The 12,191-nt window shown below is 46.3% G+C and carries 12 protein-coding genes; 9 read left to right on the top strand and 3 right to left on the bottom strand.

The features are described 5' to 3' along the window. Positions 1–40: 40 nt before the first annotated feature. From MKX36_RS20270 to yunB, 5 genes are all read left to right on the top strand, one after another. A complete protein-coding gene (locus tag MKX36_RS20270; protein ID WP_340865468.1) occupies positions 41–1,405 on the top strand; it encodes an ABC transporter substrate-binding protein in 1,365 nt (454 codons plus the stop codon). Between the two features lie 32 nt (positions 1,406–1,437). Continuing rightward, positions 1,438–2,340: a carbohydrate ABC transporter permease gene (locus tag MKX36_RS20265; protein WP_123797623.1), complete on the top strand. Its 903-nt coding sequence runs from the start codon at positions 1,438–1,440 to the stop codon at positions 2,338–2,340. A 2-nt stretch (positions 2,341–2,342) separates the two neighbouring features. Continuing rightward, positions 2,343–3,179: a carbohydrate ABC transporter permease gene (locus MKX36_RS20260; RefSeq protein WP_340865466.1), complete on the top strand. Its 837-nt coding sequence runs from the start codon at positions 2,343–2,345 to the stop codon at positions 3,177–3,179. An 83-nt stretch (positions 3,180–3,262) separates the two neighbouring features. Then, on the top strand, positions 3,263–4,195 hold the full coding sequence (locus tag MKX36_RS20255) for an aldo/keto reductase (protein ID WP_016819975.1): 933 nt from the start codon (positions 3,263–3,265) through the stop codon (positions 4,193–4,195). Positions 4,196–4,391: 196 nt separating this feature from the next. Further along, positions 4,392–5,141, top strand: coding sequence for a sporulation protein YunB (gene yunB, locus MKX36_RS20250; protein WP_340866133.1), 750 nt, complete (start codon positions 4,392–4,394; stop codon positions 5,139–5,141). 44 nt (positions 5,142–5,185) lie between these two features. On the opposite strand, the gene MKX36_RS20245 is transcribed toward yunB, so the two are convergent. Further along, positions 5,186–6,292: a M23 family metallopeptidase gene (locus MKX36_RS20245; RefSeq protein WP_016819977.1), complete on the bottom strand. Its 1,107-nt coding sequence runs from the start codon at positions 6,290–6,292 to the stop codon at positions 5,186–5,188. A 242-nt stretch (positions 6,293–6,534) separates the two neighbouring features. Here MKX36_RS20245 and lipA point away from each other — a divergent pair, with 242 nt between their 5' ends. After that, positions 6,535–7,437 (top strand): lipoyl synthase, encoded by a 903-nt coding sequence (gene lipA, locus MKX36_RS20240; protein ID WP_016819978.1) that lies wholly within the window; start codon positions 6,535–6,537, stop codon positions 7,435–7,437. Between the two features lie 24 nt (positions 7,438–7,461). Beyond that, positions 7,462–8,325, top strand: a complete 864-nt coding sequence (locus MKX36_RS20235) for a YutD-like domain-containing protein (protein WP_340865465.1) — start codon at positions 7,462–7,464, stop codon at positions 8,323–8,325. Between the two features lie 138 nt (positions 8,326–8,463). Here MKX36_RS20235 and MKX36_RS20230 read toward each other — a convergent pair whose 3' ends face one another. Further along, positions 8,464–9,267 (bottom strand): NAD kinase, encoded by an 804-nt coding sequence (locus MKX36_RS20230; RefSeq protein WP_017427262.1) that lies wholly within the window; start codon positions 9,265–9,267, stop codon positions 8,464–8,466. Positions 9,268–9,333: 66 nt separating this feature from the next. Then, on the bottom strand, positions 9,334–10,632 hold the full coding sequence (gene ylbJ, locus MKX36_RS20225; protein ID WP_340865464.1) for a sporulation integral membrane protein YlbJ: 1,299 nt from the start codon (positions 10,630–10,632) through the stop codon (positions 9,334–9,336). Positions 10,633–11,043: 411 nt separating this feature from the next. On the opposite strand from ylbJ, the gene MKX36_RS20220 reads away from it, so the two are divergent. Both MKX36_RS20220 and MKX36_RS20215 read left to right on the top strand, forming a co-directional pair. Next, the gene (locus MKX36_RS20220) at positions 11,044–11,421 is read left to right on the top strand and encodes a globin domain-containing protein (protein WP_013372940.1); all 378 of its coding nucleotides are present in this window, start codon (positions 11,044–11,046) and stop codon (positions 11,419–11,421) included. Positions 11,422–11,463: 42 nt separating this feature from the next. Beyond that, entirely contained in the window at positions 11,464–12,174 is a 711-nt protein-coding gene (locus tag MKX36_RS20215; protein WP_017427265.1) for a DUF2225 domain-containing protein, read from the top strand. Positions 12,175–12,191 lie beyond the last annotated feature (17 nt).

Here is a 12,191-nt window from a genome sequence, read left to right as displayed (position 1 = left end):
ACGAAAAGATAAAAAAATAAACGGTTTGGGGGCGTTACTCATGTTAAAACGAAAGTTATGGATCGTCTGCATGTGCTTGATCGTTGGGCTGATGTCAGCCTGTAGTTCAAATGAGAGCAGCAGTAAGCCAGTAGATTTACAAGGGCACGAGCAAGTAACACTGACCTATGCCAGTTGGGGGAGCACCAATGAAAAGAAGGTTCAACAGGAGATCGCCCAAAAATTCACAGACAAATATCCGTGGATCAAAATCAACTATATGCACATCCCCGGGGATTACGTCACCAAATTAACGACGATGTTTGCCGCCAATCAGGCACCAGATGTATTTCCTATTTATAAAGCACAGGCTCTGCAATGGGCTGAACAAGGCAAACTATATAATTTAAATGAATTTTTGAAGGAGGATAAGGAGCTAACGAAGGAGAGTCTCATTCCTAATTCAGTCATCTATTGGGATAAGGATAAGGTGGCAGGGGTCAAGGTGACGGAGGAAGCCTTTGCGCTCTATTACAACAAGGATTTGTTTGATGAGGCTGGTGTTGCCTTGCCGCCAATCAAAGCTGAAGAGGCTTGGACATGGGAACAGTTCTTAGAGACAGCGCAAAAGCTCACCATTGATAAAGCGGGAAATAATGCGCTTAGCCCCAATTTCGATGCAAGTAACATCAAACAGTATGGAGTTCGGTTTGACACATGGATGTGGCATCTGCTAGTACCTTCCAACAACGCAAGTGTCATTTCAGACAAAGGGGACTCGCTTAATCTTGAAAACCCTGATGTGATTGAAGCCGTGCAAAAGATGGCGGATCTGATCAACGTGTATCATGTGGCACCGTCGCCCACGCAGTCCAAAAATATCCCTTCCCCGGCCGTAGCATTGCAAAGCAAACGTGTAGCGATGGATCTGGATGGGCAGTGGGTCCAATTGGATCTCGGAGAATCGAAGGTGAATTTTGGTGTAGGCGTGTTACCCAAACTGAAAAGCAGCAAAACGATCCTGTTTGGCGAACCGGAAGTGATTTCTGCCAAAACCAAACATCCGAAAGAAGCATGGATGTTTTATAAATTCTTGCTGGATGCTGAAAGCGGGCTTGACATGCATTCCAGCGGATTGTGGATGCCTGTCATGAAAAAGTGGTACACCGAACCAGACTTGATTAGCAAATGGGCAGATGTCAAGCCAGGCCATGCGGATGGATATCGTGATGCAGTCATGAACCAAACGCTGCATAACGGTGTCAATTCTTACGACTATTATTTGAAGAATTCGGAAAAAATCAATGCGATTATTAACCCGGCGCTGGATCAGGTATGGCTGGGCAAGAAAACGGTGGAGCAAGCATTTAAGGAGGTTTCCGCCAAGGCCAACGCTGAATTTAAGGGGACATATCCGAAAGAATAAGGTGAGGGTTTTGACAGAAAGAGAGGGATAGAATGCAATCATTATCTTCTATTCGTAAGAAGGAAAATGGGTTGGGGTGGCTTTTTGCCGCCCCTGCTATTCTCGGCTTCGTCATTTTTGTTCTGGGACCGATGATCGCTAGTCTCTGGTTCAGTCTTACCGATTATAAGGTTGCTTCACAGGCCCATTTTATCGGTCTGGATAATTACGTCCACTTATTTGACGGTACGGACCAATTTTTTTATAAATCCCTTGGGGTTACGTTTTATTATGTGTTTCTGAGTGTGCCCCTGCAAATTATAGTGGCTTTCTTTTTGGCCATATTGCTCAATCAAAAGGTAAAGGGTTTAGCTTTTTTCAGAACCGTTTTTTATCTGCCTACGATTGTGCCACTCATAGCATCGTCTATGATCTGGATGTGGCTGTTTGATCCCGATCTTGGTTTACTGAATGTGGTGCTGCGTGCGCTGCATTTGCCGGAAAGTCAATGGATTTATAGTGAAGGGTCGGTAGTTCCTACACTGGTTTTAATGAGTTTATGGACCGTTGGGGGAACCATGATTATTTTTCTGGCTGGCTTGCAAGATATACCTAGGCATTATTATGAAGCCATTGAAATTGATGGCGGGAGTGCTCTTCATAAGCTTGTTTATATTACAATTCCATTGACATCGCCTACGATTTTTTTTAATACGATTATGGGCTTCATCGGTGGATTTCAGGTGTTTGTCCAGCCTTACGTCATGACTCAGGGTGGACCCAACAACTCCAGTTTGTTCTATACATTTTATTTATTCCGCGAGGCATTTACTTTTTCGAATATGGGTTATGCCTGTGCGATTGCTTGGGTGCTCTTTATTGTAGTTTTAACATTCACTGCCTTTCTGTTTAAGACAGCCCGCAAATGGGTGTACTACGAAGGCGGGGGGGCATGACGATGAAAAAACGTGGTTTGCGTTGGAGTAGAGTTTTTCTCTACACAGTGCTTATTGTGGGGTCACTTTTTTGCATGTTTCCTTTTTACTGGCTGGTGAGAAGCTCCATGATGGATTTAAGTCAAATTTTTCTGATCCCGCCGAAATGGATTCCGGAGCCATTTGTACTTGAGAATTTTTTTCAGCCGTTTGAAGAGTTATCGTTTGGGCGCTATTTTGTGAACACATTTATTGTCGTTGCAGGTACTTTAGCGGGTGTACTCCTGTCGAGTACCATTTCTGCCTATAGCTTTGCGCGAATGAGATGGAAAGGAAGAGATAAGGTATTTGCTGTGTTATTAAGCAGCATGATGCTGCCGTTTGCGGTCACGCTGATTCCGTCTTTTATTGGTTGGCAGGCATTAGGTATGGTTAATTCCTATGTTCCATTGGTATTACCTTCGTTTTTTGGTGGAGGCGTTTTTAATATCTTTTTGCTCAGACAATTTTATATGACTCTTCCGCGAGAACTGGATGAAGCTGTATTTGTGGATGGGGGCAATCATTTTACGATTTTCACCCGTATTATTTTACCTTTATCCCGGTCAGCGATTTTGGTCATCGGATTGTTTACATTTTTGAACACATGGAATGATTTTATGGGACCGCTCGTTTATCTTAATGATGAAAGCAAATTTACGTTGGCGATTGGGCTACAACAGTTTCAGGGAATATATTCAGCGCAATGGGGTGTTCTGATGGCCGCTTCTTTAATTGTCGTGTTGCCAGCTATCATTCTTTTCGCCATAGGGCAGAAGTATTTTATGGAAGGTATTGCCTTAACGGGGATCAAGGGATGAGGACAACTGCCAGGTACGCACTTTGCTTTTTTTGGAATCTAATAATAAAATGGAAGTAACTTTCGAAAAGGAGATGACGTGAATTGGCAGAGCAAGTGCGTATTGGCAAAACAGATTTATATGTAAAACCAATCGGTTTGGGTGCGAATAAGGTAGGAGGACATAATCTTTTTTCCGGTTTGAACAATGAAACGGGCAAAGAAGTCGTTCGCACAGCTTTGGATAACGGCATCAATTTTCTGGATACAGCTTTTATTTATGGGCCTGAGCACTCAGAGCGGTTGATCGGTGAGGTACTTAAAGAGCGCGGCAAACGTGAGGAAGCTGTCATAGCGACCAAGGGAGCGCATAAATTTGTGAACGGAGAGGTTGTTTTTGACAACTCGCCTGCTTTTTTACGTGAATCCGTCGAATCCAGTCTGAAAAGATTACAAACAGATTATATTGATCTGTTCTATATCCATTTCCCAGATGAAGCTACGCCAAAGGCAGAAGCAGTCGGAGAACTGAAGAAGCTTAAGGACGAAGGCAAAATTAAAGCTATTGGTGTATCTAACTTTACCATTGAACAACTTAAGGATGCGAATAGTGACGGCTATGTAGATGTGCTTCAATCCCATTATAATTTGTTGCAACGGGAAGCTGAGAAGGATCTACTGCCTTATACTAAGGAAAATGGCATTTCGTTTGTGCCGTATTTCCCGCTAGCTTCTGGACTACTAGGTGGTAAGTATACGAAAGACATGACTTTTACGGACATCAGAGCGAAAGATCCATTGTTTCAGGGAGAGGCATTTGCTCGTAATTTGGACAAAGTGGAGCAGGTACGCGAGATCGCTAATGCGTTGAATGCAGAGGTTGCTCATGTGGTGCTTGCATGGTATTTGACCCGTGATTCGATTGATGCCCTCATTCCAGGCGCGAAGGGACCGGAGCAGGTTCTGGCGAATCTGAAAACGCTGAATGTCCAATTGAGTCAAGCGGATATCGAGAAGATTGACCACATTTTCAAATAATGAGTTGAGTTGGACTGATTCGTATTTGAAATCATATATGTTTACCACCAGGAGGAGCTGCCGGACGGGCGGCTTCTTTTTCGTTTATTTGCGGCATATCCTTCTAAAGTAAGCTCATCGCTGCGGGGGGATCAGAATGAATAGAAAACCGCAATGGCACAGCAGACCGAACAGAAGGCGACGTGGCAGACGCAGGATGTGGCTCATTGTGGCATTGGCGCTGCTGGTAGGAATCGTACAGGTGGCCGCCTATGTGGAACAGCATTTGAAGCCACCCATGATGCATCTGGCTAAAGTGCGGGTCAAACAAATGGCGACAGAGGCTATTAATTCAGCAATTACTGCGCAGGTAGAGCAGGGGAAGACTGCTGATAATTTGATCGAATGGAGAACGGATACGCAAGGGAGAACCTCTGGATTTGTTCTAAATTATGCGGAGCATATGAGAATTACGTCAGACACGCTCAAAGCAGTCAAGGCAACGATGGACAGTATGAGTCATTTTGATGAAAGTGTTCCGATTGGTCAGGCATTGGGGAGTCCGCTGCTGGCAGCTTATGGACCCAAGGTTCCCCTAAAAGTGGAGCCGCATGGAGCAATCAAGGTGGATTTAAATACACGTCAGCAGGATGCGGGCATAAACATGATCTTGGTGGAAGTATACATTCGAATTACGACGGAAGTGTCTGTGGTTATACCGTTTGAAATGCAACCTCAGATTGTGGAGACGGAAATCCCGGTTTCTTATTTGCTGGTGGTGGGCAACGTCCCGATGTACTACTATGACAATCAGGGGAAACCAGTCGGTAAAAATGGTGCAACCGCTCCGCAGTTGGCACTGCCTTCCCATTCCATAGAGAGTGGCGGCGCTGTAAGTTCCAGCATAGAAAGTGTTCCAGAGATACAGGAAGACCCCAATTCCCTCAATCAGTCCCCAACGCCATAAACAAGAGGGGGTGAGTGTGAGTTACTCAAAAAAACCAAAGGGACCTATGAGGAGGTCCCTTTGGTTTTTCCTGATTTGAGCGCTTTACGTTCACTCTGCTCCCACTGTCTTAATAGCGGATAGGGGTCAAAGGACCAGTCTGTCCAGCCATTGTCCCGGTATATACCATAGTGTAGATGTGGTGGGAACTTGCCTTGGGTACCCGGTTTTCCATAGCCCGAGCTTCCCACCCAGCCAACTGTCTGACCAGGCGTGACGATGTCTCCGTTATGAACGGTTTTATCAAAGCCGGAAAGGTGTGCATAGTAGTGATAGCGGTTGTTGAGATCACGAATACCGATTCGCCAGCCTCCGAAGGGGTTCCAGCCCTTCATTTCAACTACACCGTAGCAGGTGCTGCGAACCGGAACTCCGTAGCCAGCAAACAGGTCAGTCCCCTCGTGTATACGGTAGCCCCCCCAGCTGCGTCGGCTTCCCCAAGTGCTGCGGTAGCTATAAATGCTGCCTAGAGGCAGCGGAAAAGCTTGACTGACCAGATCAAGTTTGCCATACCTCTGATACAGCTTGGCAAACTGCTGAACTCTTTGAACCGAGCGGCTGTTATGGTAATATTCCCACACGGCAATACCAAATTCATCCTCGTTATTTCCATACTTTCCGAGATAAGAAGCGATGCTGAACAGCAAATCTTTGTCATTATTGCGGTCAGCGATTCCATCGCCTGAGCCGTCTTGTCCCAGCCCGGAAAATAGTTCAATGGAACGTGGATTTTGATCCTCGGCATCAGGGTTCAACAGACCGGACCATACCGGTCCTGTCACAAAAATACCTATGATCCGTTCCGCATGCTTGCGATCCTTGGGATGGGCCACCGTGAGTGTGCGTTCGTACTGGTCGATGGCAGCCAGTCTGTACCAAGGGACTCCTGTCAGGGCTTCGATGGAGTGATATAAGGCAAGTCTGGACGTATACGATGAAGACGAAGCATGTGAAGCATCCATATTTGCTGTCAGGTTATTTCCGGCTGACGAGGACTTTGTGTGCTCGGCAAGGGCATGAGCAGGAAGCGGACAAGCCGTTGTCAGTGTAGTAGCGCACAACAGCAGCGATAACAGACGAACAGCGCGGACTGCCCGCGTAGGGTAAGACACGTGAACCGACCTCCTATAAAAGGGCTTAACCGCCCGGTAAATTCTGGCCCGTATTCGCGTAAATAGGGCGCTTTTGATTAGATTGAGCCATATCCGCCGCTTTTATCCATCTCAAGAGTTTACTTTTTCCGGCATCAATGTCATATCAAAAAGGGAACAATGAATGGAGGTTTTTCCATGGCTTTCATGCTATAATGTATGGCAATGACAGCTTAAGCTTATCAGAAAGAAGGTCTATGCCATTGTCTAAAAAAGTGAAGGAAGCTAAACCCGATTGGATTCGTATTAAACTTACGACAGGCGATAACTATCAGGAAATCAAGAGCATGATGCGTTCCAAGACATTACATACCGTATGTGAGGAGGCACGATGCCCTAATATATATGAATGCTGGGCTAACAGGACAGCTACATTTATGATTTTGGGTGATATTTGTACGCGTGCGTGTCGTTTTTGCGCAGTAAATACGGGAATGCCTACGGAACTGGACTTGCAGGAGCCTGAACGCGTCGCAGAAGCGGCTGAGAACATGAATTTAAAACACTGTGTCGTAACCAGTGTGGCCCGCGATGATTTGAAAGACGGGGGCGCTACAATATTTGCAGAAACGGTTCGTGCGATTCGCCGCCGATTACCTTTTTGCAGTGTAGAAGTATTGATTCCCGACTTTATGGGCGACATTGAGTCGCTGCGAATCGTCATGGATGCCAAGCCAGATATTTTGAATCATAATATTGAAACGGTGGAACGCATGTCCGACAAGGTTCGGGCTAAAGCGAAATATCACCGCTCTCTGGAGCTGCTTCAACGTGCAAAGCAATTAAACCCGGATATCCCAACGAAATCAAGCATCATGTTAGGTGTCGGAGAAGAGTGGGACGAGATCTTACAAACCATGGATGATCTGCGCAAAGTCGATTGTGACATTATGACAATTGGTCAATACTTGCAGCCATCCGAGAAACATTTATATGTGCAAAAATATTATCCACCGGAAGATTTTGCGAAGTTAAAGGAAGAGGGATTACAGCGAGGATTCAGCCACGTCGAATCCGGTCCGATGGTCCGCAGCTCCTACCAAGCGCATGAGCAGGTGAAGTCGGCCGCTCAGCATAAGGAAGAAAGCGCCCTTTCGCAGGTTTGATCCGGGAAAGGCGGTCAGAATAGCTTGTTTCAAATCGGTGGTAAAAACTATGAAGTGTTGCAGGATCACAAGAACGGGTGGAATCCCGAAGCCTTTCGTGATCGATATAGTGAAGTGTTGGATCGCTATGATTATATTATTGGCGATTGGGGTTACAATCAGCTTCGTCTGAAGGGGTTTTATCGAGAAGGGCACCCCAAAGCCAATAAAGATACATCCATTGTGGTATTGGACGATTATATTAATGAATACTGCAATTTTGGCTGTGCCTATTTTGTGCTGCAAAAAAGCCGTGAAGTTGAAAATAAGAACGGTACCAGTGATGACTTCGTTCCTCCCGACATCCAGCAGTTGGTAGATGCTCAAAGGGAACAAGCGGAAATGTCAGAAACTGAAGAGCGCCAAGAAGGTTCGCAACCTTCAGCTGGACAAACGGAATGGCCGCAACCACAGCAGGATTCCGCAGCTACAGAGGAGTCGAGAGTGGAACAGCCTTCAGAAGCCCGCCAACCACGAGAGTTGCAACGTAGGGAACCGAAGGATGCGCAGGAAGCACGTGAACGACAGCCGCGTGAAGCTCGCGAAAGTCGCCCATCCAGAGAAGGACGTGAAGGAAATCGGCAGCGTGAAGCACGTGATTCGCGCCAGTCAAGGGAACCGCGTGAAGCAAAGGATGGGCGAAGTTCGGGGGAAGGGCCGCAAGCCCGGGAACCACGTAGGCAGCGCAATCCACAAGGAAACTTCGATAAAAAGGAATCGCGTGGGCCACGCTATGATCGCCAGCCAAAGGAAAATCGGGAGGGACGGCAAGTTCGTGTTTCGCGTGAACCCGAGGGCCAGCGTCAAAAAAATAAAACATTCACATCTTCACAACAAAACGGTTCCTGAATTTTCAGGAGCCGTTTTGTTTGTAAGTCCTCCACAACTGCCAATGTTATGACCAACTTTTTGCAAATTTTAAAATGGGGCTAATGCTTCCTCCTGATCAATTAAAAAAAGAGCCATGATTTGGCTCTTTTACAGATTCTAATTGAGGAAAGCGTTGCGTACCCGATCCCAAAATGGGAAAGGACGGTAACGAGCGAAGCTGATCTTCTGACTTGCAACCTGACATCGAACAGAGATCAAGTCATCCACAGGAAAGTTCAGGTGATCTACAGTCAGTAAAAGACGCTGATCTTTCCGTGAAAAAATATCACAATGATGATGTTTTGGCAGTAGCAGGGGGGATCCCAATGTCCGGTACACACGGTTATTAATGGAAGCGATCTCAGTCAACTGTAATGCTTCAATGGTAGGGTGAACCATAGCTCCGCCAAGTGCTTTATTATAGGCGGTTGTTCCTGAAGGTGTAGAAACACATATACCATCACCACGGAACATCTCAAAGGTGATATCGTTAATATCTACTTGGGCAACGACCGTGCCATCTACCCCTTTTAATGTAAACTCATTTAAGGCAATAAAAGAAGCATTGCCTGACTTCTTGTGAATTTCCAACTCAATCAGTGGATACTTAACGATTCTCGGGTTAAGCGGTCCCTTAGATCCGCTTTGGCTCATCAGGTGGATTAGCTCCTCCAGCTCGTCCGCACGCCAATCCGCGTAAAAGCCCAGATGACCGGTATGTACACCAACAAAGGCAATATCCGGAATGCGGTCAATGAAGGTATGAAACGCATGAAGCATCGTACCATCGCCTCCAATAGACACGACGATTTCCGGCGATTCGGCATCCAGCTTGAAATTCTTTTCTTGGGCAAGACGGTGAAATTGCTGACTCAAGTCCATGGAGTGCTGATCCCCGCGATCCAGAACATAATATCTCAAGATGAAAAGCTCCTTTGTCATGGGTATATATCGATCATAATCAATTATGAGCAAGAACACAATCGTTCATTGCCGGTGTGTTCCTTTCAATCGTATGAATAAGCGACTTGTACCCACGCTTAACCAGGAGAGAGCAAGCATTCCGGCCAGTATGCAGGCAAGCAGCAGCAGACTTTGCAGCAGCATAGCGGACGAGAAGCCAGGGGACCATGCGATATCGTGTACCGGAGAAAAGACTGGAGAGCTTCCCTGCCCCATTAACGGGCGCCATAATACGAGAGCTAGCAATGCAGAGATGATCCCGTGCGCAGCCCGGGCCAGCAAAAATGGCATATAGCGGAGATTCGTCATATTTAAAATACTTGCAACCTGTGCATGGACGGATAGCCCGCCCCAGGAGAGAACAAAAGCTGCTGCGGCTACCTTGAACGGTAATGCCGCTGTTGCAGCTTCACCTGCAGCTTGCGCACCTAAAGTGACTTCAAAAATACCACCTACGATGGACTCTGTTAATGTAGGAGGAAGACCACAGGCAGACAATAGGCTAGCCGTAAGCAGATGAAGCCCGCTCATTAAGCCGGAGTTCGTCAAAGCTTCTAAAATGACGCAGAAGAATACAACCAGCCCTCCTACGACAATAATAAGGCGTAGGGAGGAAGCAATCGCCTGACGAAGCAACTCACCCAATGGACGGCCATCTTCCAAACGTGCTGTATGCATGGCATATAATGCTTGGCGCAGTGGTCCAGGCTGTTTATTGCGACCTGTTGTTAATGTGTTAGCAGACTTCGACCAGGCTTTTTGAGGAGGTTGAGAGCGTTCGCTGCGAATATCGTTTTTTTCTGAACGGGAACCATGGAAGCGCATGAGTAGTCCGATGATGAGAACGCCACCGTAATGAGCCGCTCCCAGGACGAGTGCAATTTCGGGTTGATGGAAGAAGCCAACAGAAACTGCACCAATCAGAAATATCGGATCAGAGGAAGTCGTAAACGCGACCAAACGTTCACCTTCAATGCGAGTGATCCATTTTTGTTCCCACAACTTAGCGGTTAATTTGGCCCCTATAGGGTAGCCGGATGCACAACTGACCGCCGCGACAAACCCCCCGCACCCAGGTACACGGAATAGAGGCTGCATCAGTGGGTCCAGTAGCGCACCTATGAAATGGACAATTCCAAAGCCGAGAAGAAGCTCGGAAATAACGAAAAATGGGAATAGGGACGGGAACAGCACATCCCACCAGATGGCAAGACCGCGAAGCCCGGCATTCAAAGAAGATTGCGGATACGCGGCCATCAGTATGAATAGGAATAACAGCATAAGGATGAGCAAAGGAAGCGAGAAACGGCGGTACAGCGACATAGAGGCCCCTCCTTTGGAGTTGTACTATTATACCTATGTCGAGGATGGACAAAGAGTACAAAAAAGTAAAGAAAACGATTACATGGAATGCTGTTTTTTTGTAAAGAGTATGTTAAAATAAGAAAACAACGATTCCATAACCTTAAGGATGGAGTGATCAGGATGAGTATCGTTGCCGGTCTGTTTGTATGTGCTTTTGTGTATGTCATTCGTGCCTCTCTCGTCCATCCCGGTGAAGAGGATTGGCGGAGTTATTAGTGGTATTCATGGAATGACGAAGCGATGTGCAGTGAAGCAAACCTCTTCATATGTTAAATTGATAAAATGACGCTTATTTTTAGCGTCATTTTTTGTTTTTTGTTATAATACGAGTGTATATTTATTACCATAGCACAGAAAGTTGGAGGAAAAGTGAATCCTAGCCTGAGCATTTATGACAACCTTGGGGGTGCGGAAGGTATTCGTGCTATTATTGAGGCCTTCTACCCGAGAGTTTATAAAGATCCGTTGTTAAGTCCCCTGTTTCCTAAAGACATGGAGCCGGTAAAGGAAAAGCAGTTTATGTTCCTGAGCCAGTTTTTTGGAGGGCCGTCCCTCTTTTCTGATGCATATGGTCATCCGATGTTACGTGCCAGACATATGAAGTTCCCCGTGACGGAGGAGCGAGCAGAGGCATGGTTGTCTTGTATGGCAGATGCGTTAACGGATACGGGAATTGAGGAGCCGCTTCGTTCCATCATACTTAGTCGTTTGTCCGGTCCTGCGCATCATTTTGTAAATACCCCGTAAGCTTTCGGGGATTGCCGAATTTTGGAGAGGGTTGTAAAAACATTGGAACTTGAACCGTTATATCAGATCAAAATCGTCTGTCCGCAATGCGAACAAGAATTTCAGACATCCCGTGTCAGACCAAGCCTAAAGAAGGCTATTCGTACCGATTCAGATTTTTGCGCTTATTATAAGAACGAAAATCCCGATTTTTATGTCGTACGGGTCTGTCCTCATTGTGGATTTACTTCGACAGAGCACTCTACCGTTCAGTTAAGCGATCAGCAAACCAAGCTATTTAAGGATAAAATCGGTAATCGCTGGCAGCCTCGCGAATATGGCGGGCATCGTAGCTGGGAAGAGGCGTTAGAAACGTACAAGTTGGGTTTACTCTGTGCACAGGTCATCGGAGAAAAGGAACGCGTAGTAGCCAGTCTATTGCAGCATATTGCATGGATGTACAGATACCAGGGGAATGAGGAGCAGGAGCTTCGCTTTCTCAAATTTAGTTTGGATTCCTATGTTCGAGTCTATGAGCTGGAGGGCGTTGGTGCGAATAATGCCAAACTGCTTTATCTGATTGGTGAACTGCATCGACGTACGGGGAACTTTAACGAAGCAGTGCGCTGGTTTTCGCGTGTCATTAATGATAAGAAAATTATGGATGCAGCGATGATTAGAGCTTCTCGTGAACAGTGGTCTGTCCTGCGTGAACAAATGCTGGCAAAAAACTTCCAGCTACCTGAGGAAATGCAGAACGCAAGCTCCTCTTGAAGAAATAAAGGTGTGCA

The sequence above is a fragment of the Paenibacillus sp. FSL W8-0439 genome (assembly GCF_038008995.1).
In the GTDB taxonomy this organism is placed as follows: Bacteria; Bacillota; Bacilli; order Paenibacillales; family Paenibacillaceae; genus Paenibacillus; species Paenibacillus polymyxa.
Note: the sequence above shows the minus strand (reverse complement) of the source record. Positions and strands in the feature narration are given on the sequence as shown.

Excerpts from the sequence above, each read along its gene's own strand:
- MKX36_RS20270 (WP_340865468.1), top strand. The coding sequence starts at position 41 with ATGTTAAAACGAAAGTTATGGATCGTCTGCATGTGCTTGATCGTTGGG.
- MKX36_RS20260 (WP_340865466.1), top strand. The coding sequence starts at position 2,343 with ATGAAAAAACGTGGTTTGCGTTGGAGTAGAGTTTTTCTCTACACAGTG.
- yunB (WP_340866133.1), top strand. The coding sequence starts at position 4,392 with ATGTGGCTCATTGTGGCATTGGCGCTGCTGGTAGGAATCGTACAGGTG.
- ylbJ (WP_340865464.1), bottom strand. The coding sequence starts at position 10,632 with ATGTCGCTGTACCGCCGTTTCTCGCTTCCTTTGCTCATCCTTATGCTG.
- MKX36_RS20265 (WP_123797623.1), top strand. The coding sequence starts at position 1,438 with ATGCAATCATTATCTTCTATTCGTAAGAAGGAAAATGGGTTGGGGTGG.